The organism is Micromonospora sp. WMMD1128, from assembly GCF_027497235.1.
Lineage (GTDB): Bacteria > Actinomycetota > Actinomycetes > Mycobacteriales > Micromonosporaceae > Micromonospora.
In genome coordinates, this window is the sequence record NZ_CP114902.1 from 1,677,711 (window position 1) to 1,698,097 (window position 20,387).

A 20,387-nucleotide genomic window follows, 5' to 3' on the forward strand; every position below is an offset into this window, starting at 1 on the left:
CCGGCCGTGGTCTGACGCCGGCGGACCAGAACGCGAGGAGATGGGACCTGTGACCATCCGGGTTGGCATCAACGGCTTCGGCCGGATCGGCCGTAACTTCTTCCGGGCAGTGCTGGCGTCCGGCGCTGACATCGAGGTCGTCGCCGTCAACGACCTGACCGACAACGCGACGCTCGCTCACCTCGTCAAGTACGACAGCATCCTGGGCCGCCTCCCGCACGAGGTGAAGGCCACCGCCGACGAGATCACCGTGGGCGGCAAGACCTTCAAGGCGTTCGCCGAGAAGGACCCGGCGAAGCTGCCCTGGGGCGAGGTCGGCGCCGACGTGGTCATCGAGTCCACCGGGTTCTTCACCGACGGCGGCAAGGCGAAGGCGCACATCGACGGCGGGGCCAAGAAGGTCATCATCTCCGCGCCGGCGAAGAACGAGGACGTCACCGTGGTCATGGGCGTCAACCAGGACCAGTACGACCCGGCCACGCACAACATCATCTCGAACGCCTCCTGCACCACCAACTGCCTCGCCCCGATGGCCAAGGTGCTGCACGACACGTTCGGCATCACCAAGGGTCTGATGACCACCATCCACGCGTACACGCAGGACCAGAACCTGCAGGACGCGCCGCACAAGGACCTGCGCCGGGCCCGCGCCGCCGCGCTCAACATCGTGCCGACCTCGACCGGCGCCGCGAAGGCGATCGGCCTGGTCCTGCCGGACCTCAAGGGCAAGCTCGACGGGTACGCGCTGCGGGTGCCGATCCCGACCGGCTCGGCCACCGACCTGACCGTCGAGGTCGGCCGGGAGACCACCGTGGACGAGGTCAACGCCGCGCTGAAGGCCGCCGCGGACGGCCCGCTCAAGGGCATCCTGGTCTACAACGAGGACCCGATCGTCTCCGCCGACATCGTCACCGACCCGGCGTCGTGCATCTTCGACGCGCCGCTGACCAAGGTGATCGGCAACCAGGTCAAGGTCGTCGGCTGGTACGACAACGAGTGGGGCTACTCCAACCGCCTGGTGGACCTGGTCAAGCTGGTGGGTTCGTCGCTGTGACGATCCGTAACCTCGACGATCTGCTCGCCGAGGGGGTCTCGGGTCGGCGCGTGCTGGTGCGCGCCGACCTGAACGTCCCGCTCGACAAGCAGACCGGTGCCATCACGGACGACGGGCGCATCCGCGCGGTGCTGCCGACGCTCGGCGCGCTGGTGCAGGCGGGCGCGAAGGTGGTCGTCTGCTCACACCTGGGCCGCCCGAAGGGCGCGCCGGACCCGCAGTTCAGCCTCCGCCCGGTCGCCGGGCGGCTCGGCGAGCTGCTCGACGCCCCGGTGGCCTTCGCCGAGGACACCGTCGGCGATTCGGCGCAGTCGACCGTGGCCGGGCTGGCCGACGGTCAGGTCGCGCTGCTGGAGAACCTGCGGTTCAACAAGGGCGAGACGAGCAAGGACGAGGCCGAGCGGGGCACGTTCGCCGATCAGCTCGCCGCGCTCGGCGACGCGTACGTCGACGACGCCTTCGGCGCGGTGCACCGCAAGCATGCGAGCGTGCACGACGTGCCGGCGCGGCTGCCGCACGTCGCCGGTCGGCTGGTGCTGCGTGAGGTCGAGGTGCTCAGCCGGCTCACCGGCGACCCGGAGCGGCCGTACGTGGTGGTGCTGGGCGGCTCGAAGGTCTCCGACAAGCTGGCCGTGATCGAGGCGCTGCTGCCCACTGTCGACCGGCTGCTCATCGGCGGCGGGATGTGCTTCACCTTCCTCAAGGCCCAGGGCCACGAGGTGGGCACCTCGCTGTTGGAGGAGGAGATGGTCGAGACCTGCCGCAACCTGATGGAACGCGCGCCGGGCAAGATCATGCTCCCGGTCGACGTGGTGGCCGCGGACGCCTTCGCCCCGGACGCCGCGCACGACACCGTCCCCGCCGACGGCATCCCCAGCCACCGGCTGGGCCTGGACATCGGCCCGGAGACGGTGGCCGCCTTCGCCGCCGTGCTGTCCCAGGCGAAGACCGTCTTCTGGAACGGCCCGATGGGCGTGTTCGAGATGCCGGCGTTCGCGAACGGCACCCGCGGGGTGGCCGAGGCGATCACCAAGGCCGACGCGTTCAGCGTGGTGGGCGGCGGTGACTCCGCTGCGGCGGTGCGCGCGCTGGGCCTGGACGAGTCCTCGTTCGGGCACATCTCCACCGGCGGCGGCGCCTCCCTGGAATACCTGGAGGGCAAGACCCTCCCCGGCATCGCGGCTCTGGAGAACTGAATGGCGAGCACGACCCGCCGGCCGCTGATGGCCGGCAACTGGAAGATGAATTTGAACCACCTCGAAGCCAACCTGCTGATGCAGAAGCTGGCCGCGAGCCTGACCGAGAAGCAGCTCACCGACGTCGAGTGCGTGGTGCTGCCGCCCTTCACCGACCTGCGTACCGTGCAGACCGCGGTGGACGGCGACAAGCTGCTGATCGGCTACGGCGCGCAGGACCTGTCGCCGTTCCCGTCCGGTGCCTACACCGGCGACATCGCCGGGTCGATGCTGGCGAAGCTCGGCTGCACCTACGTGGCGGTCGGCCACTCCGAGCGGCGGCAGTACCACTACGAGGACGACGCGCTGGTCAACGCGAAGGTGGCGGCGGCGCTGGCGAACGGGCTCACCCCGATCCTCTGCATCGGCGAGGGCCTGGAGATCCGGGAGCAGCTCAAGCACGTTCCGCACTGCTGCGACCAGCTCGACGGCGCGCTGAAGGGGCTCACCGCCGAGCAGGTCACCAAGGTCGTCGTCGCGTACGAGCCGGTCTGGGCGATCGGCACCGGCAAGACGGCCACGCCGGAGGACGCGCAGGAGGTCTGCGGCGAGGTGCGCAAGCGGCTCGTGGAAACCTACGACGAGGCCACCGCCGGGCAGGTCCGGATCCTCTACGGCGGGTCGGTCAAGGCGTCGAACGTCGCCTCGATCATGGCCCAGCCGGACGTGGACGGGGCGCTGGTGGGGGGCGCGAGCCTCGACGCGGAGGAGTTCGCACAGATCTGTCGGTTCCCGGAGCACACGGGCCGCTGATCGCTCGCTATTCTTGACGCTGCCCGTCCACCGGTCGGTGCCACCGTGCCCGACAGGTCCGGGCAGTGATCGTAACGAGAGGACTGACCCCCGCCATGCCGATCTGGTTCGCCTACACGATGATCACCTTGCTGGTCATCACCAGCGTGCTGCTCGTCCTGCTGATCCTCCTGCACCGCGGTAAGGGCGGCGGGTTGTCGAGCATGTTCGGCGGCGGCGTCAGCTCCAGCCTGGCCGGTTCGTCGGTGGCCGAGAAGAACCTCGACCGCTACACCGTTCTGGTGGGCATCGTCTGGTTCGCGTGCATCGTCGGGCTCGGGCTGTGGCTCCGGCTCCAGATGAGCAGCGGCACCTGAGCGAGCGCCGAAGAAGCGTACAATCTGCGCGCGGTCCGTCACGGACCGCGCGCAGTTCTGTTTCTCCGCCCGTCGCCCGTCGCCGACCCCTTCCGGCGGCGGTCCCCCTCCGACGACAGGGAGCGCGCAACCGTGCCCAGCAACAACGTCATCCGCGGCACCCGAATCGGGTCCGCCCCCGAGCGCTTCGACCAGCGCTCCGAGCCGGCCCCGCGCCGACCGGTCGTCTACTGGTGCCGCCACGAGCACCGGGTCGAGTTCCTGATCGCCGCCGAGGCGGAGACCCCGGCGTCGTGGGACTGCCCCCGCTGCGGTGAGCCCGCCGGCCCCGACCCGGGCAACCCGCCGGGCCGCACGCGCGCCGAGCCCTACAAGACCCACCTGGCATACGTGCAGGAGCGGCGTACCCCCGAGGAGGGGGAGGCGCTGCTGGCGGAGGCCCTCGCGGCGCTACGTCGCCGCCGGGGCCGCGCCTGAGGCGTCCCGCGCCCAGCGGTGTTAAGAAGGGGCCCCGCCTATACCGCAGGCGTTAACAGGGGGCCCCTCCTTATCACCTCAAGCTGCGCGAGCGCGGCGGGACATCAGCCGCCGCGGCGCGGTCCAGCAGCCAGAGGGTACGGGAGACGCCGTGCACGCCGGCCGCCGGCAACTGCACCGGCCCCGCACCGGCCAGCGCCATGCCCACCGCCCGGGCCTTGTCCGCCCCGGCGGCGATCAGCCACACCTCCTCCGCCGTGTTGATCGTCGGCAGGGTCAGCGTGGTCCGCACCGGCGGCGGCTTCGGGCTGCCCCGCACCGCGCTGACCGGACGGTTGTCGTGGTGCACCGGGTGCTCCGGGAACACCGACGCCACGTGCCCGTCCTCACCGACGCCGAGCATCAGCACGTCGAAGTGGGGGAGGGCGGCGTGCCCCGGGCGGGCGGCGGCGGCCAACTCCCGCGCGTACCCGGCGGCAGCCGCCTCCGGGTCGTCACCGGCCGGACCGTCCGACGCCGGCATCTGGTGCACCCGGGCCGGGTCCAGCGGCAGCGCGTCCAGTAGCGCCGCCCGCGCCTGGGTCTCGTTGCGATCCGGGTCACCGGCCGGCAGGAACCGCTCGTCGCCCCACCAGACGTCCACCCGGGACCAGTCGACGGCGTCCCGGGCGGGCAGCTCGCCGACCGCCCGGTAGACCGCCGCGGCGATCCGCCCGCCGGTCAGCACCACCGACGCCTGACCGCGCTCGGCCTGCGCGTCGAGCAGCTTCACCACCAGTCGGGCCGCCACCGCCTGCGCCAGCAGGTCAGGGTCGGCGTGTACGGCGACACTCGCTTCACTCATCCGTCGTGCCCTCACGTTCCGACCACCCCGCGGCGGTCCTCGGTGCCTGTCGCCGCCCGCTCCGGACGGTCACTCGTTGGCGGTCGCGCCCGCGTGCGCGGTCACCCCGGCCTCGGCCCGTCGGGCGGTCGCCGGATCCTTCCACACGTGCACCCGCTGGGCCGGACGCTGGTCCAACCCGGTCAGCCCGACCGTCGCGCCGAGGGCCTCGGCGTACACCTGGTCGGCGTCGAGCCGGCGCAGCTCCTCGGCCAGCTCGTCGCCGAGCGGCCGGCGGACCAGCGGCAGCGTCCGGTCCTCCTGCCCGGTACGCCGGAAGTTCGCGATGCTGTCGTCCCGGGTCAGCGTCAGCTCGTCGCCGTTGGCGCAGCGTAGCTGCACCTCGCGCATCCGCGGGAACTCGTCGGTGTGCTCCCAGGCCGGCTCGATGCCGAGCCGCGCGGTCAGCCACCCGCGCATCAGCGCCGCGGTCGGGTCGGTGCGCGGCGCCACCACCGTCGCCTCGGTGACCCGGGCCTGGGTGGTGTCGAACGCCCCGGCGACGAGCGTGCGCCACGGGGTGATCCGGGTCCAGGCCAGGTCGGTGTCACCCGGCGCGTAGTCCTGCGCCCGCTGCCGCAGCGCGGCGATCGGGTCGGCGGCCTGCGCCGAGTCGGTGATCCGGCGGTCGGCCACCACGCCGAGGAAGTCGGTGGCGATCTCGTGCGGCGGCTCGTCGTGCCACCAGGTCACCACCGGCACGTCCGGCACCAGCAGCGGCAGCACCACGGACTCGGCGTGCAGCGCGAGCCGGCCGTACATCCGGGTGACCACCGCCTCGCACGGGCCGAGCCGGCCACCCACGACGATCTCGGCGTCCAGCCGGTTGCGGTCCCGCTCGACGTCCGAGCGGACCACCACCAGGAGCCGGCAGGGGTGCGCGGCGGCGGCGATGGTGGCCGCCGCCTCCGCCTCCCGGACCCGCTTCTCGTCCACCACCACGATCAGGCTGAGCGCCATGCCGCTGGCCACCCCGCCGGCGCTGCGTCGCTCGGCGGCCAGCGCCTTGACCACCTCGTTGCCCGTGGTGTCCCACAACCCGATCACTGGAACCTCCCGGTCCGCTCGCTCTGCTCGGTCACGCTCTCCGCCAGGCCCGGCCCTCGCGGGCCAGCATCTCGTCGGCGGCCCGGGGGCCCCACTCGCCGGCCCGGTACGGCTCCGGCGTCGTGCCCGCCCAGGCGTGCTCCAGCGGGTCGACGACCTGCCAGCTCTGCTCGACCTCGGCGGCGTCCGGGAACAGCGTCCGGTCGCCGACCAGCACGTCCAGGACCAGCCGCTCGTACGCCTCCGGGCTGGACTCGGTGAACGCCTCGCCGTACTGGAAGTCCATCGCGATGTCGCGGACCTCCATCGTGGTGCCCGGCACCTTGGAACCGAACTTCAGCACCACGCCCTCGTCCGGCTGCACCCGGATGACGAGTTGGTTGGCGCCGAGGGATTCCATGTCGGCCGGGTCGAACGGCAGGTGCGGCGCCTTCTTGAACATGATGGCCACCTCGGTGACCCGCCGGGGCAGCCGCTTGCCGGCCCGGATGTAGAACGGCACCCCGGCCCAGCGCCGGTTCTGGATGGCCAGTTTCACCGCCACGTACGTCTCGGTGGTGGAGTCCTCCGGGACGTCGTCCTCCTCCCGGTAGCCCTTGGCGCGCTCGCCGCCCACCCAGCCGGGCAGATACTGCCCGCGCACGGTGTCCGCGGTGATGTCCCGCGGCACGGCGATGGCCTTGAGCACCTTCAGCTTCTCGGTCCGGATCTCGTCGGCGTCGAAGCTTGTCGGCTCTTCCATCGCGACCAGGGCGAGGAGCTGGAGCAGATGGTTCTGGAGCACGTCCCGGGCGGTGCCGACCGAGTCGTAGAACGCGGCCCGGGTGCCGATGCCGACGTCCTCGGCCATGGTGATCTGCACCGAGTCGACGTACTGGGAGTTCCACAGCGGCTCGAACAGGTTGTTGGCGAACCGCAGGGCCAGGATGTTCTGCACCGTCTCCTTGCCCAGGTAGTGGTCGATCCGGAAGACGTCCTGACGGGTGAAGACGTCGTCGACGAGGTCGTTGAGCGCCTTGGCCGAGGGTAGGTCGTTGCCGAACGGCTTCTCCACGACCACCCGCCGCCAGCCGCCGGACTTCTCGTTGTCCGCCATGCCGGTGCGGGCGAGCTGCTTGAGCACCACCGGGAAGGCGGCCGGGGGGATGGAGAAGTAGAACGCGGCGTTGCCGGCGATGCCGTGCGAGTCGCGCAGCTCGTCGAGCGTGGTGGCGAGACGGTCGAAGGCGTCGTCGTCGTCGAACGAGCCGCCGACGAACTTGATGTTGCCGACCAGCCGGGCCCAGACCTCCTCGCGCCACGGGGTGCGGGCGTGCTTCTTGGCCGCGTCGTGGGCCAGCGACTCGAAGTCGCCGTCGCCCCAGTCGCGGCGGGCGAAGCCCAGCACGGCGAAGCCGGGCGGCAGCAGCCCCCGGTTCGCCAGGTCGTAGACCGCCGGCAACAGTTTCTTCCGGGCCAGGTCGCCGGTGACCCCGAAGATCACCAGGGCACACGGCTCAGGGATGCGCGGCAGCCGCCGGTCCTGGGGGTCACGCAGCGGATTCACCGGGCCACCTCCTCCTGCGTCTCGGTCCACCGATTCCAGGTCGTTGATCGTCACGTGCGTGTCCGTCCGGCCGTGTCCAGCAGCAGGGCGACGCCGGTCGCCCGCTCGGTCAGGTGCAGTCGCAGCACCGGTCGCCCCCGGCGGGCCAGGGCCCGCCGGTCGTCGGCGGCCTGGGCCGCCTGTAGCTCCGCGAAGGTGTACGGACGACCGGGCACCGGGAGATCATCGGTGACCGCACCGGTGATCTGGAGGTGCCGGGCGCGCCCGTCGGTGTGGGCCGGGTGACGGGGGCCCCACCCGAAGGTCACCGGCCGCCCGGTCAGCCGCGCCAGCACCGGGCGCAGCCCGGCCACCGCCGCGTCGGCCCGCCGGTCGAGCCACGCGGTCACCGCGAGATGCTCCTCGGGGCCCAGCCCGTCGGTGAGCCAGCGCAGCGCGCCGGCCAGGTCGGCGGGGGCGCCCGCCGGGGCGTACACCTCGATCGCGCCCTCGACCGACGAGGGCGACCGGCCCGGCGGCGCCGACTCGTCGTCGCCCGCGACGCCGGCGGGCACCGCGAACGGGTCGACCCGCAGCGCCGCCGCGGCGGTCGCGGCGGCGTACTGCCAGGTGAGGAACTGCGCGCCGAGCGGGCCGTTGACCGCCACGTCGGCGGCCGGGCCGGGTGCCGTGCCCGGGCCGAGCGCGCCGCCGAGGCTCACCGTCAGGACGTCCGGGCCGGTGGCGCCGGGCGCGTCCGGGGACTCCGTCGCGACCGGCAGGATCCGCCCGCCGGTCGCCGTGGCGAGCAGCGCGGCGGCCCAGTGGCGCAGGCCGTCGAGGCCGGTGCCGTCGGGCACCAGCGCCACGGTGGCCCGGCCGCCGCCGGGTGCCGCGCCCAGGGCCGCGCCGAGCGCCAGACCGGGGTTGTCCCGGCCCCGGTCCAGCGCGCCGGCGAGCGCCGCCGCCTCGTCCAACAGCTCGGTGACCGGGGCGCCGGCGAGCGCCGCCGGGACCAGCCCGAACGCGGTGAGCGCGGCCCAGTGCCCGTCCACCTCCGGATCGGCCGGAAGCACCACCGCGCCCCATTCGTCGGCGAGCGCCTCCAGCGCCGAGCCGGGCCGGGTGACCACCACGACGTGCCGGGCGGCCTCCGGCCCCGCGTCGCGCCACACCTGCCGGTAGGCCCGCAGGTGGGCGTCGGTGGTGCGGTCCAGGTCACGGCCGGCGAGCACCAGCACGGTGCGCGCCGGACGGTCGGCCAGCGCCGCCCGGACCGGACCGGGATCGGCCGTGTCGAGCACGGTCAACGGCCGGCCCAGGCATTCGGCGATCACCTCGGCGGCGAGCGTGGCGTCCCGGTCGCCGGCCAGCACCACGTGGTCCAGGTCGCCCAGCTCGGCGGTCAGTTCGGCGAGCTGGGGGAGCAGCTCCCGGCTGCGGCAGTGGGTGTCCAGCCAGCCCAGCCGGGTGCGCGCCGCCGGCTCGGCCCCGGGCCCCCACAGGGTCGGGTCCTGGGCGGCCAGGCGCGCGGGGACGTCGTGGGCGACGAGCGCGGACCGGTCCACCGCGTCCGCGCCGCGCACGGCCAGGCCGGCGGCGACGTCCGCCGGACCGGCCACCAGGTCGTTCCTCATCGGTTCCACGGTACGGCGGAACACGTCCCGGGGCAGCGCCCCGGGACGTGTCGGACGCCGTCGGTCACGCGTTCCCGCCGGCCTGCTGGGCGTTCTGCGCGTTCCCCCCGGCGGCCTGGTGCGGGCGGTCGACGCCCTTGGCCGCCTCGGCGAGGGACTTCTTGACCCCCTCCAGCAGCTCCAGCCAGCTCGCCGCGAACTTCTCCACGCCCTCCCGCTCCAGGGTGGCGATCACGTCGGCCAGGTCCACGCCGACGGACTCCAGGTCCGCGAAGACCTTCCGCGCGTCGTCGTACCCGCCGGTGATCGTGTCGGCCTGGGTCTCGCCATGGTCGGCGTAGGCGTGGACGACCGGCTCCGGCATGGTGTTGACCGTGCCCGGGGCGATCAGCTCCTCGACGTAGATCACGTCCCGGTAGTCCGGGTTCTTCGTCGACGTGGAGGCCCACAGCGGGCGCTGCGGGTGGGCGCCGGCGTCGGCGAGCTTCTGCCAGCGGGCCGAGGAGAACACCTCGCCGTAGCGCTCGTAGGCCAGCCGGGCGTTCGCCACCGCGGCCTTGCCGCGCAGCGACTTGGCCTGGTCGGAGCCGATCTTCTCCAGCCGCTTGTCCACCTCGGTGTCGACCCGGGAGACGAAGAACGAGGCGACCGAGCCGATCTTGGACAGGTCGTGCCCGTTGGCCTGCGCCTGCTCCAGGCCGGCGAGGAACGCCTCCATCACCTGGGAGTAGCGGTCCAACCCGAAGATCAGCGTCACGTTCACGCTGATCCCCTCGGCCAGGGTCTTCGTGATCGCCGGCAGGCCCTCCTCGGTCGCCGGGATCTTGATGAAGAGGTTCGGCCGGTCCACGAGCCACCACAGCGCCTTGGCCTCGGCGGCGGTCTTCTCCGCGTCGTGCGCCGACCGCGGGTCCACCTCGATCGAGACCCGGCCGTCCACCCCGGCGCTGGCGTCGTACGAGGGACGCATCACGTCGCACGCCCACCGCACGTCGTACGTGGTGAGCATGCGCACCGCCTCCTCGACGTCCACGTCGCGGGTGGCGAGGTCACGGAGCTGCCAGTCGTACTCGTCGGCGTCGCTCAGCGCCTTGGCGAAGATCGTCGGGTTGGTGGTCACCCCGGCCACGTGGCTCTCCCGGCGCAGCTTGTCCAGCCCGCCGGAGGTCAGTCGCACCCGGGAAAGATCGTCGAGCCAGATCGCCACCCCGGCGCTCTGGAGCTCGCTCAGCCTGTCCGTCATGCCGTCACGCTCCCCTCAGTTGCCGGTCGTGAAACCGGTGATGTCGCCCACCCGGGTCAGCGCCGCGTGCGCGGCGGCCACGATCCGGTCGGGGGTGAACCCGAACTGCTCGAAGAGCACGGTGTAGGGCGCGCTCGCGCCGTAGTGCTCGATGCTCACGCACTCGCCGCTGTCGCCGACGATCGCCCGCCACGACATCGCGATGCCCGCCTCCACGCTCACCCGTGCCTTTACCCCGCGCGGCAGGACCGACTCCCGGTACGCCTCGTCCTGCGCGAAGAACCATTCCTGGCACGGCATGGACACCACCCGGGTGGGGGTGCCGTCGGCCTCCAGCCGCTCCCGGGCGGTGAGGCAGAGCTGCACCTCCGAACCGGTGCCGACCAGGATCACCTGCGGCTTGCCGTTCGACGCCTCGGCCAGCACGTACCCGCCCCTGGCGGTGCCCTCGGCGGACCCGAACTCGGTGCGGTCGACAGTCGGCAGCGCCTGCCGGCTCAGCGCCAGCGCGGTCGGCCGGTCGGTGTGCTCCAGCGCCTGCCGCCACGCCCACGCCGTCTCGTTGGCGTCGGCCGGGCGGACCACGTCCAGGCCGGGGATGGCCCGCAGCGCGCTCAGGTGCTCGATCGGCTGGTGGGTCGGGCCGTCCTCGCCGAGGCCGATCGAGTCGTGCGTCCAGACATAGGTCACCGGCAGCTTCATCAGCGCGGCGAGCCGCACCGACGGGCGCATGTAGTCGCTGAACACGAGGAACGTGCCGCCGTAGGGGCGGGTGCCGCCGTGCAGCGCGATGCCGTTGAGGATCGCCCCCATGCCGTGCTCGCGGATGCCGAAGTGCAGCGTGCGGCCGTACTCGTCGCCCGGGAAGTCCTTGGTGGCGTGCCCGGCCGGGACGAACGACGGCTCGCCCTTCATGGTGGTGTTGTTGCTCTCGGCCAGGTCGGCCGAGCCGCCCCACAGCTCCGGCAGCACCGGGGCGAGCGCCTCCAGGACCTTGCCGGAGGCGGCCCGGGTGGCGACACCCTTGGCGTCCGCCGGGAAGTCGGGCAGCGCGTCGGTCCAGCCGGTCGGCAGGGTACGGGTGGCCATCCGGTCCCACAGCGCCTTGCGCTCCGGGTTGGCCTGCGCCCAGGCGTCGAACCGGGTGGTCCACTCGGCCTGCGCCTGCGCGCCGCGCTCGACCACCTGGCGGGCGTGCTTGAGCACCTCCTCGTCGACCTCGAAGGTGCGCTGCGGGTCGAAGCCGAGGACCTCCTTGGTGGCCTTGACCTCGTCCGCGCCGAGCGCGGAGCCGTGGATCTTGCCGGTGTTCTGCTTGTTCGGCGCGGGCCAGCCGATGATGGTGCGCAGCGCGATGAACGACGGCTTGCCGGTCTCCGCCTTGGCGGCCAGCAGCGCCTGGTAGAGCGCCTCCACGTCCTCGTGGTAGTCGCCCTGGTCGGCGTCGCCGCTGCGCCAGTCGACGGTCTGCACGTGCCAGCCGTACGCCTCGTAGCGGGCCGCCACGTCCTCGCTCTTGGCGATCCGGGTGTCGTCCTCGATCGAGATCTCGTTGTCGTCGTAGATCACGCAGAGGTTGCCGAGCTGCTGGTGGCCGGCGAGCGCGCTGACCTCGTGGGTGATGCCCTCCTCGATGTCACCGTCGGAGGCGATGCACCAGATGTCGTGCCGGAACGGCGAGTCGTCGCGGTCCGGCTCGGGGTCGAACAGGCCCCGCTCGCGGCGCGCCGCCATGGCGAAGCCCACCGCGTTGCCCAGGCCCTGACCGAGCGGGCCGGTGGTGGTCTCCACCCCCGGGGTGTGGCCGTGCTCCGGGTGGCCCGGGGTGAGCGAGCCCCACTGGCGCAGCGCCTTGAGGTCGTCCAGGGCCAGCGGGTAGCCGGAGAGGAAGAGCTGGATGTAGAGCGTCAGGCTGGAGTGCCCGGCGGACAGCACGAACCGGTCTCGACCGGGCCAGTTCGGGTCGGTCGGATTGTGCCGCATGACCCGGTTGAAGAGCAGGTACGCCGCCGGGGCGAGGCTCATCGCCGTACCCGGGTGGCCGTTGCCGGATTTCTCCACGGCGTCCATGGCCAGCACCCGGACCGTGTCGACGGCCCTGCGGTCGAGGTCGGACCAGTTGAGAGCGGGAAGCTCGGGACGTTTCGCAGCCACGTTGTGTGCTCCTCGGCAGATGGGCGGAACCCTCACTGATGACCCTATCGAGCGACGCTAAACGTCCGCCCGGGGATCTCGGCATGCTGACTTCTACGTGTCCCGCCCGGCCGGGCGTTCAACCACCGGTGTGACGGCCCGCACCGTTGCCGGGTCCGCGGGGCAGCCAAAACGACGACGCGTAGGGTGTGGGGCGGTGTGTGGACCCGGCCCGGGTCCGGCCGCCGAACTCCCCTGCCGACGCCGGAAGGTGGCAATCCGTGAGCATGATCACCGAGCGCCCGGTCAGCAACCCTGCCGGGACGCCGCCGGTGGGCACGGTGACGGCGGCGCCGGCGACCGGCCGGCGGGACGTGCGAGCCGTGGTGGCCGCGTACGTGGCGCTCACCAAGCCGCGGATCGTGGAGCTGCTGCTGGTCACCACCGTGCCGGCGATGATGCTCGCGGACGGCGGCATGCCGTCGCTGTGGCTGGTGGCCGTGGTGCTTGTCGGCGGCTCGCTCGCGGCCGGCGCGGCAAGCGTGCTCAACTGCTACATCGACCGCGACATCGACCAGTTGATGCGGCGCACCAAGCGCCGGCCGCTGCCCGCGCACACCGTGTCGCCCCGCAGCGCGCTCGTCTTCGGGCTGGTCCTGGCGGTGGTGTCGGTGGCGCTGATGGCGGCCACCACCAACTGGCTGGCGGCCGGGCTGACGCTCGCCGCGATCGCCTACTACGACCTGGTCTACACGCTCTGGTTGAAGCGGACCACGGCCGCCAACACGTTCTGGGGCGGTGTCTGCGGGGCCGCGCCGGTGCTGATCGGCTGGGCCGCGGTGACCGGCTCGCTGTCGCCGGCGGCGTGGGGCCTGTTCGCGGTGGTGTTCTTCTGGCAGATGCCGCACTTCTACGCGCTGGCCATCAAATACAAGGACGACTACGCGCGGGCCGGCATCCCGATGCTGCCGGTGGTCGCCTCGGTCCGGCGGGTCAACGCGGAGATCATCGCGTTCTCCTGGCTGACGCTGCTCTCCTCGCTGGCGGTCTGGCCGCTCGGGATGAGCCCGCTCTACGGGGTGACGGCGCTCGTCGTCGGCGGTGTCTTCGTGGTCGAGGCGCACAAGTTGTGCCGGCGCGCGGCCCGTGGCGAGGCGGTCAAACCGATGCGGCTGTTCCACTGGTCCACCACCTACCTCACCATCCTGTTCGCCGCCGTCGCCCTCGACGCGCTGGTCTGATCCGCCCCACGCGCGGTTCATCAGAAGTTCTTTCGGAAACCATCCGGGGGATCAAAGGGACAGAGTGTGACGATATTGGCCGCCCGTTTCGCCCAGACTTAACGGATAAATCCAGGCTAATTGCCTGTGGTTCGGCTTAAACCGACGGGTAATTGGTATCACATTCAGTTCACTGTTCTCGCACATCCGGGTGGAAGTCTGCTTAGGCTTCGCGTCATGGCAGATGGTTCCGATACGACGCTGACGGCTGATCAGACCCCTGAGCAGGCCTCCAACGGCCTGGTCGCGGGCATCAAGTCGTTCGCCGAAGGGCACGGTGGCGCAAAGGCGGTCATCGAGTACGTCGGCAAGCGCGGTGCACGAATCGTCCTCGTGGGTTCCGACGGGGCATGGGCCGACCAGTTCGCCGGCGACACCGACGTCGCGCGGCAGGCCTGCGCCACGGCCGGGGTCGACGTCGAAAACGCTTGGGAGCGTGAACTGATGGACCAGATGCGTCCGAGCAACGACCTGTGGCGGTCGATGGCCCGGCGCACGATGGCCCGCTGACACACATAACCGCATGACCAACCACCACCAGTCGACCCGGGGGAAACCCCGGGTCGCTCTCGTCACCTGCGCCGCCCTGCCCGACCTCGACCCGGACGACCGGCTCGTGCTCGGCCCGCTCGCCGCCCGCGGCGTCACCGCGGACATCGCGGTCTGGGACGACCCGACCGTGGACTGGGCCGCCTACGATCTCGTCGTCCTCCGCTCGCCCTGGGACTATGCGCTGCGCCGGGACGAGTTTGTCGCCTGGGCGCGCACCGTCCCGGCCCTGACCAATCCGGCCGACGTGGTCGCCTGGAACACCGACAAGCGCTACCTGGCGGAGTTGTCCGCCGCCGGCGTGCCGACCGTGCCGACCGTGTGGATCCGGCCGGGGGAGAGTTGGACGCCGCCCGCCGGCGGCGAGCACGTGCTCAAGCCGGCGGTCAGCGCCGGCAGCCAGGACACCGGGCGCTACGACCTGGCCGACCCGGAGCACCGTGAGCTGGCGTCGGCGCACGTGCGGCGGCTCGGTGACGCCGGGCGGGTGACGATGGTCCAGCCCTACCTGGACGCGGTGGACACCGCCGGCGAGACCGCGCTGCTCTACCTGGCCGGCCCGTCCGGCCTGGCGTTCAGCCACGCGATCCGCAAGGGGCCGATGCTGACCGGCCCGGACCTCGGCGGGGCCGCGCTCTACAAGGAGGAGCGCATCGACGCCCGCGCCGCCACCGACGAGCAGCGGGCCGTCGCCGAGAAGGTGCTGGCCGCCGTGCCGGGCGGCGCCGACCGGCTGCTCTACGCCCGGGTCGACCTGATCCCGGGCCCGGACGGTTCGCCCGTCCTGGTCGAGCTGGAGCTGACCGAGCCGAGCCTGTTCGTCGGCTACGCCGACGGCGCCCCGGACCGCCTCGCCGACGCCGTGACGACCCACCTGGCACACCGCCGCTGACCGGCCCCGCTCGGGCCTCGCTCTGCCTGTCCCGCTCGGGCCTCGCTCTGCCTGTCCGCCTCGGCCCGCTCCGGCTCTGACCGGCTCGGTCTGCCGCGCTGGCGTAACCCGCCGCCCCGACCGGCTTCACCCGCCAGAGCGCCACCCCTCGCGCGATGAGGTCCCGATGGCTGTCCCTACGCGGTCTTCGACCCGTGCGCCCGCCCACCCGCTTGCCGCCTGCGGACCGAACGCACCCCTGGCGTTCCACCCCCGACGTCCAGAGCCGACGGGTGGAACGCTGCGGGTGTCTGAACGGGCCTGAGACACCCACTGAGTCGGGAAGCGGTGAACGGGAGCCTCAGTCCCGGCCGGTGTGGTTGCGTTCCCAGCGACCGCCGATCGGCGGGGTGTCCAGCCGCAGCGCGGCCCGGGACCCGGCGAGATCGTTGTCCTCGACCGCGCACGACACGCAACTCCCCGCCTCGGTGATCCAGATGCCGTACTCCTGGGTGTCGGCGTCACGCTGCCAGATCCGGTTGGCCCGGACGGTGGCGGAGTCGAAGGGTGCCGCGATGGTGATGCCGGCACAGGCCGCCGGCCCGTCCGGCAACTCGTACGCCGAACCGGGCCCGGGGGTGGCCTCGTTCCAGGCGGTGGCGCCGTCGGGGCGCACCTCGGCCAGGGAGAGCCGGTCGCCGGTGTTGTCGGCGACCACCGCCTCCCGGGTGCCGACCCGGACGACATTGCCCCGGTGCCCGCCGGCCGGCCAGTCCGCCGCGCCGTCGGTGACCTCGCGCGGGCCGTAGCGCACCGCGTCGCCGGAACCCCGGTGCGCGGGCGCGGACCGGCGTCCGTTGTCGCGGATCCGGTTGCCCACGATCGAGGCGTCAAGCATCGGCCGGTCGATCCGGATGCCGTCCAGCGCGTTCTCCCGGATGTCGTTGTCCTGGATCACCACGTCCGCGGCGGCGCCGCGGTAGCCGTGGCCGAGGTCGTGCTCGTGGTAGCCGTAACCGCCGTTGCGGCTGATCCGGTTGCCCTGCACCGCGTAGGGGCCGGGGGTGTCGCCCATGCTGATCCCGTCGCCGACGTTGCAGTCGATCACGTTGCCGGTGAGCAGCCCGCCGCGTCCGGCGATGCCGGCGGTGCCGTTGGCCGACACGTCGAAGCCGGCCTCCAGGTTGTTGGTCATGGTGCAGCCGGAGACGATCAGCCCGTCCGCGCCCCAGTCCGAGATGCCGAACCGGTTGGCCTGGCTGTGGCAGCCGATGATGCGGATACCGCGCGGCGGCGTCCAGTAGTCCTTCTGCAGTTCCAGGAAGATCCCGTTGGTGCCGTTGCCGACGGTGGTGCAGTTGGCGATGGTGAGGCGCTCCACGTCCCCCCAGCCGCCGACGCCGACGCCGATCCCCGCGCCGCCCATCTGCTGGCCGTTGTCCAGCCGGCCGCAGCCCACCACGACCACACCGTCGATCAGGGTGTCCTGGAGGAAGTCGCAGCCGAGCCCGGTCGCGCCGGTGTGATGGATGTAGAGGTTGCGGAACACGCCCCGCACCACATACTGCAACCCGAGGCCCTTGGCCAGGTAGTCGTAGGCGGTCTGCGCCACCCCGGAGCCGTCGATCTCGAAGTCGGCGAACGTGCAGTCGGCGATGTGCCGGTCCCGGTCCGCGCCGTGCTGCACGGTGGTCCAGTAGGCCAGCGGCACCGGGTCGGCACGGTTGCCCTCGTTGCTGAGCAGGAAGCGGGTCGCCGCCGGGCCGGCGCCGATCAGCGAGACCCCGCTGCGCCAGACCGTGCCGGCGTCACGGATGGAGTAGAGGCCCGGCGGGCAGTGGATGACCCGGGCCCGCCCGTCCGCGTCGTAGCCGGCGCCGAGACGGTCCACCAGCGCGGCCAGTGCCGGCTGGTCGTTCGTCACCCCGTCGCCGGCGAGGCCGTGCTCGCGGGCGTCGCACCACAGCGGCGCGCCGGCCACCGGGGTGAGCCGCTGCGGGGCGGTGGTGGCAAGGCTCCTGCGCGACACCGGCGGCTCCCCTCGGGCGTGCGGTCCGTGGCCGCTTTCCCGTTTCCGCCCGGTGGTAACGCCCGACTCAGGCGGTGGCGCCGACCGGTTCGGCGAGGGGCGTGGCAGGTGCCGGCGGCGTGTCCGGGAGCCGTTCCCGGGTGCTCCAGAGCACGCCCAGCGTGGCCAGCAGCACCAGGCAGGAGCCGAGCATGTGCGCGGCGACCAGCGCCGCCGGCAGGTGGGTGAAGTACTGCACGAAGCCGATCAGGCCCTGGCCCGACTCGACCGCGAGCAGCACCCCGGCGGCCCGGGCGGCACGTTGCGCGCCGACCGCGCGGAACGCGAAGAACAGCGCCACCGAGAGGCCGATCAGCAGGAAGACGCCGTCCGCGTGGACCTGGGAGATCGCCTCCGGGTCCAGGCCGTTGCGGGCCGCGCCGTGGTCGCCGGCGTGCGGGCCGCTGCCGGTCACCCAGGTGCCGACCACGAGCACGGCCGTGGTGACCACGGCGGTGATCCAGGCGAGGGTACGCAGCGGCGCCGGCACGGTCGGGGTCACCGGCCCGTCCGGCTCGCCGGTGCGCCGCCAGAGCGCGTACGCGGCGGCGATCACCGCCATCGAGGCGAGGAAGTGCAGCCCGACCACCCACGGGTTGAGGTTGGTGAGCACGGTGATCCCGCCGACGACCGCCTGGGCCGGGATGCCGAGCAGCACGCCCACGGCCAGCGGCAGCAGCCCCCGGCGGCGCGGGCGTTGGGCCAGCACGGCAAGCACCACGGCGAGCGCGATGATTCCCACCGCGAACGTCAGCAGCCGGTTGCCGAACTCGATCACACCGTGCACGCCCATCTCGGACGTGGTGGTGTAGGACTCGTCGGTGCACCGGGGCCAGGTGGGGCAGCCGAGGCCGGACGCGGTGAGCCGGACGCCCCCGCCGGTGACCACGATCGCCACGTTCGCGATGATCGAGGTGTACGCGAGCCGACGCAGCAGCGTGGGGGAGACCGGGAACCGGACGGAACGCTTCACCCCGCGAATCCTACGCATCGTAGTTGATCCCGATCGGGTGACTCCGCCGCTCCGGTGGTCGGGATCACCGGACCCCGGGTTTGCGGGCCTCGCGCGAATTACGTAACGTTGCCGTTGTGAAAAACGTGGCAGCGCTGTCCGGAGGGCCGGTGACCAGCACGGTCGCCGGTGCGACGGTGCCTGCCGACCCGCCGACCCGGGACCGGGTCACCCAGCTGCTGCTGGAGCGGGGCGCGACCACCGCCGCGCAGCTCGGCTCGGCGCTCGGCCTCAGCCCGGCGGCGATCCGCCGGCACCTCGACGCGATGCTCGCCGACGGTGACGTGGTCGCCCGCGAGCAGGTGGTGCGGGGCAGCCGGGGGCGGGGCCGGCCGGCCAAGGTCTTCGTGCTGACCGAGGCGGCGCGGGTGCGCTGCGGCACCCACCACTACGACAACATGGCCACCGCCGCGCTCCGGTGGATCGCCCGCACCGGCGGCGACGAGGCGGTCGCGGAGTTCGCGGCCGACCAGGTCGCCGCGCTTGAGGCGCGCTGCCGGTCCGCCATGGAGGACGCCGGTGACGCCCCGCTCGCGCGGGCCGAGGCGCTCGCCGGCGCGCTGACCGCCGAGGGCTACGCTGCCAACGCGTCCACGATCGCCTCCGGCGGCCAGCTCTGCCAGCACCACTGCCCGGTGGCGCACGTGGCCGCCGAGTTTCCCCAGCTGTGCGAGGCCGAGACCGCGGTGATCTCCCGTCTGGTCGGCACCCACGTGCAGCGCCTGGCCACCATCGCGCACGGCGACGGCGTGTGCACCACGCACATTCCCGCCCAGTCCGGTTCCACCGTCACCACTGTGAGGACAGATAGATGACCGAGCAGATCGTCCAGCCCCTGACCCAGGAGGAGCAGCTCGCCGCCCTCGGTCGTTACGAGTACGGCTGGGCCGACTCCGACGTCGCCGGCGCCGCCGCCCAGCGTGGCCTGAACGAGGCGGTGGTGCGGGACATCTCGGCCAAGAAGAACGAGCCGGCCTGGATGCTCGACCTGCGCCTGAAGGGCCTGCGCCTGTTCGGGCGCAAGCCGATGCCGGCCTGGGGCGCGGACCTCACCGGGATCGACTTCGACAACATCAAGTACTTCGTGCGGTCCACCGAGAAGCAGGCCACCAGCTGGGAGGACCTGCCCGAGGACATCAAGAACACCTACGACCGGCTGGGCATCCCGGAGGCGGAGAAGCAGCGGCTGGTCGCCGGCGTCGCGGCGCAGTACGAGTCCGAGGTCGTCTACCACAAGATCCGTGAGGACCTTGAGGAGCAGGGCGTCGTCTTCCTCGACACCGACACCGCCCTCAAGGAGCACGAGGACCTGTTCAAGGAATACTTCGGCACGGTCATCCCGGTCGGCGACAACAAGTTCGCCGCGTTGAACACCTCCGTCTGGTCCGGCGGCTCGTTCATCTACGTGCCGAAGGGCGTGCACGTGGAGATCCCGCTGCAGGCATACTTCCGGATCAACACCGAGAACATGGGCCAGTTCGAGCGGACGCTGATCATCGTCGACGAGGGCGCGTACGTGCACTACGTCGAGGGCTGCACCGCGCCGCTCTACTCCTCCGACTCGCTGCACAGCGCGGTCGTGGAGATCGTGGTCAAGAAGAACGCGCGCTGCCGCTACACCACCATCCAGAACTGGTCGAACAACGTCTACAACCTGGTCACCAAGCGCGCCGTGTGCCACGAGGGCGCGACCATGGAGTGGGTCGACGGCAACATCGGCTCCAAGGTCACCATGAAGTACCCGGCGGTCTACATGACCGGCGAGCACGCCAAGGGCGAGGTGCTCTCGGTGGCCATGGCCGGCGAGGGCCAGCACCAGGACGCCGGCGCCAAGATGGTGCACGCGGCGCCGCACACGAGCAGCACCATCGTGTCGAAGTCGATCGCCCGCGGCGGTGGCCGCACCTCCTACCGCGGCCTGGTGCAGGTGCTCGAGGGTTCGCACAGCAGCCGCAGCACGGTCAAGTGCGACGCGCTGCTCGTCGACACCATCTCCCGCTCCGACACCTACCCGTACGTCGACATCCGCGAGGACGACGTGTCGATGGGGCACGAGGCGACCGTCTCCAAGGTCAGCGACGACCAGCTCTTCTACCTGATGAGCCGGGGCCTGAGCGAGGACGAGGCGATGGCGATGATCGTGCGCGGCTTCATCGAGCCGATCGCCAAGGAGCTTCCGATGGAGTACGCGCTGGAGCTCAACCGCCTGATCGAGCTGCAGATGGAGGGCGCGGTCGGCTGACGCCGCCCGGCCCCGGGCCGGG

Annotated in this window: 18 protein-coding genes; 10 read left to right on the top strand and 8 right to left on the bottom strand. The window is 72.2% G+C overall.

Features of this window, described 5'->3' with window-relative positions; all coding sequences use genetic code 11:
* Positions 1 to 49: 49 nt before the first annotated feature.
* The 5 genes from gap (at position 50) to O7602_RS08090 (ending at position 3,875) form a co-directional block, all read left to right on the top strand.
* The gene (gap, locus tag O7602_RS08070) at positions 50 to 1,054 is read left to right on the top strand and encodes a type I glyceraldehyde-3-phosphate dehydrogenase (RefSeq protein WP_281587586.1); all 1,005 of its coding nucleotides are present in this window, start codon (positions 50 to 52) and stop codon (positions 1,052 to 1,054) included.
* Complete coding sequence (locus O7602_RS08075) at positions 1,051 to 2,250, top strand: phosphoglycerate kinase (RefSeq protein ID WP_281587587.1); 1,200 nt, start codon at positions 1,051 to 1,053, stop codon at positions 2,248 to 2,250. Before gap ends, O7602_RS08075 begins: the two co-directional genes overlap by 4 nt.
* On the top strand, positions 2,251 to 3,042 hold the full coding sequence (gene tpiA / locus O7602_RS08080) for a triose-phosphate isomerase (RefSeq protein WP_281587588.1): 792 nt from the start codon (positions 2,251 to 2,253) through the stop codon (positions 3,040 to 3,042).
* 95 nt (positions 3,043 to 3,137) lie between these two features.
* Positions 3,138 to 3,398: a preprotein translocase subunit SecG gene (gene secG, locus O7602_RS08085; protein ID WP_181569394.1), complete on the top strand. Its 261-nt coding sequence runs from the start codon at positions 3,138 to 3,140 to the stop codon at positions 3,396 to 3,398.
* Between the two features lie 132 nt (positions 3,399 to 3,530).
* Positions 3,531 to 3,875: an RNA polymerase-binding protein RbpA gene (locus tag O7602_RS08090; protein ID WP_281587589.1), complete on the top strand. Its 345-nt coding sequence runs from the start codon at positions 3,531 to 3,533 to the stop codon at positions 3,873 to 3,875.
* 73 nt (positions 3,876 to 3,948) lie between these two features.
* On the opposite strand, the gene pgl is transcribed toward O7602_RS08090, so the two are convergent.
* The 6 genes from pgl to tkt form a co-directional block, all read right to left on the bottom strand.
* A complete protein-coding gene (gene pgl, locus O7602_RS08095; protein WP_281587590.1) occupies positions 3,949 to 4,719 on the bottom strand; it encodes a 6-phosphogluconolactonase in 771 nt (256 codons plus the stop codon).
* Between the two features lie 69 nt (positions 4,720 to 4,788).
* The gene (locus O7602_RS08100) at positions 4,789 to 5,805 is read right to left on the bottom strand and encodes a glucose-6-phosphate dehydrogenase assembly protein OpcA (protein WP_281587591.1); all 1,017 of its coding nucleotides are present in this window, start codon (positions 5,803 to 5,805) and stop codon (positions 4,789 to 4,791) included.
* A gap of 31 nt (positions 5,806 to 5,836) precedes the next feature.
* A complete protein-coding gene (zwf, locus tag O7602_RS08105) occupies positions 5,837 to 7,351 on the bottom strand; it encodes a glucose-6-phosphate dehydrogenase (RefSeq protein WP_281587592.1) in 1,515 nt (504 codons plus the stop codon).
* A 50-nt stretch (positions 7,352 to 7,401) separates the two neighbouring features.
* The gene (locus O7602_RS08110; RefSeq protein ID WP_281587593.1) at positions 7,402 to 8,967 is read right to left on the bottom strand and encodes a glucose-6-phosphate isomerase; all 1,566 of its coding nucleotides are present in this window, start codon (positions 8,965 to 8,967) and stop codon (positions 7,402 to 7,404) included.
* Between the two features lie 64 nt (positions 8,968 to 9,031).
* Positions 9,032 to 10,210, bottom strand: coding sequence for a transaldolase (gene tal, locus O7602_RS08115; RefSeq protein WP_281587594.1), 1,179 nt, complete (start codon positions 10,208 to 10,210; stop codon positions 9,032 to 9,034).
* A 15-nt stretch (positions 10,211 to 10,225) separates the two neighbouring features.
* Positions 10,226 to 12,364, bottom strand: coding sequence for a transketolase (gene tkt, locus O7602_RS08120; protein WP_281587595.1), 2,139 nt, complete (start codon positions 12,362 to 12,364; stop codon positions 10,226 to 10,228).
* A 260-nt stretch (positions 12,365 to 12,624) separates the two neighbouring features.
* On the opposite strand from tkt, the gene O7602_RS08125 reads away from it, so the two are divergent.
* The 3 genes from O7602_RS08125 to O7602_RS08135 all read left to right on the top strand — a co-directional run bounded on the left by O7602_RS08125 (position 12,625) and on the right by O7602_RS08135 (position 15,064).
* A complete protein-coding gene (locus O7602_RS08125; protein ID WP_281587596.1) occupies positions 12,625 to 13,584 on the top strand; it encodes a heme o synthase in 960 nt (319 codons plus the stop codon).
* A gap of 216 nt (positions 13,585 to 13,800) precedes the next feature.
* Entirely contained in the window at positions 13,801 to 14,133 is a 333-nt protein-coding gene (locus O7602_RS08130; protein ID WP_281587597.1) for a hypothetical protein, read from the top strand.
* A 13-nt stretch (positions 14,134 to 14,146) separates the two neighbouring features.
* Positions 14,147 to 15,064: a hypothetical protein gene (locus tag O7602_RS08135; RefSeq protein ID WP_281587598.1), complete on the top strand. Its 918-nt coding sequence runs from the start codon at positions 14,147 to 14,149 to the stop codon at positions 15,062 to 15,064.
* A 340-nt stretch (positions 15,065 to 15,404) separates the two neighbouring features.
* Here O7602_RS08135 and O7602_RS08140 read toward each other — a convergent pair whose 3' ends face one another.
* Both O7602_RS08140 and O7602_RS08145 read right to left on the bottom strand, forming a co-directional pair.
* Positions 15,405 to 17,072, bottom strand: coding sequence for a right-handed parallel beta-helix repeat-containing protein (locus O7602_RS08140; RefSeq protein ID WP_281587599.1), 1,668 nt, complete (start codon positions 17,070 to 17,072; stop codon positions 15,405 to 15,407).
* Between the two features lie 67 nt (positions 17,073 to 17,139).
* Positions 17,140 to 18,102: a COX15/CtaA family protein gene (locus O7602_RS08145; RefSeq protein WP_281587600.1), complete on the bottom strand. Its 963-nt coding sequence runs from the start codon at positions 18,100 to 18,102 to the stop codon at positions 17,140 to 17,142.
* A 131-nt stretch (positions 18,103 to 18,233) separates the two neighbouring features.
* Between O7602_RS08145 and O7602_RS08150 the strand changes: the two genes are divergently transcribed.
* Together O7602_RS08150 and sufB are read left to right on the top strand one after the other, a co-directional pair.
* Positions 18,234 to 18,938: an ArsR family transcriptional regulator gene (locus O7602_RS08150; RefSeq protein WP_281587601.1), complete on the top strand. Its 705-nt coding sequence runs from the start codon at positions 18,234 to 18,236 to the stop codon at positions 18,936 to 18,938.
* Entirely contained in the window at positions 18,935 to 20,365 is a 1,431-nt protein-coding gene (gene sufB / locus O7602_RS08155) for a Fe-S cluster assembly protein SufB (protein WP_281587602.1), read from the top strand. The genes O7602_RS08150 and sufB overlap by 4 nt, the downstream gene beginning before the upstream one ends.
* The last annotated feature ends 22 nt before the right edge of the window (positions 20,366 to 20,387 follow it).

Bases quoted from the DNA above. Each gene is read 5' to 3' on its own strand.
- O7602_RS08145 (WP_281587600.1), bottom strand. From the start codon at position 18,102: ATGCGTAGGATTCGCGGGGTGAAGCGTTCCGTCCGGTTCCCGGTCTCC.
- O7602_RS08130 (WP_281587597.1), top strand. From the start codon at position 13,801: ATGGCAGATGGTTCCGATACGACGCTGACGGCTGATCAGACCCCTGAG.
- tal (WP_281587594.1), bottom strand. From the start codon at position 10,210: ATGACGGACAGGCTGAGCGAGCTCCAGAGCGCCGGGGTGGCGATCTGG.
- O7602_RS08135 (WP_281587598.1), top strand. From the start codon at position 14,147: ATGACCAACCACCACCAGTCGACCCGGGGGAAACCCCGGGTCGCTCTC.
- O7602_RS08110 (WP_281587593.1), bottom strand. From the start codon at position 8,967: ATGAGGAACGACCTGGTGGCCGGTCCGGCGGACGTCGCCGCCGGCCTG.
- secG (WP_181569394.1), top strand. From the start codon at position 3,138: ATGCCGATCTGGTTCGCCTACACGATGATCACCTTGCTGGTCATCACC.
- pgl (WP_281587590.1), bottom strand. From the start codon at position 4,719: ATGAGTGAAGCGAGTGTCGCCGTACACGCCGACCCTGACCTGCTGGCG.
- sufB (WP_281587602.1), top strand. From the start codon at position 18,935: ATGACCGAGCAGATCGTCCAGCCCCTGACCCAGGAGGAGCAGCTCGCC.
- tpiA (WP_281587588.1), top strand. From the start codon at position 2,251: ATGGCGAGCACGACCCGCCGGCCGCTGATGGCCGGCAACTGGAAGATG.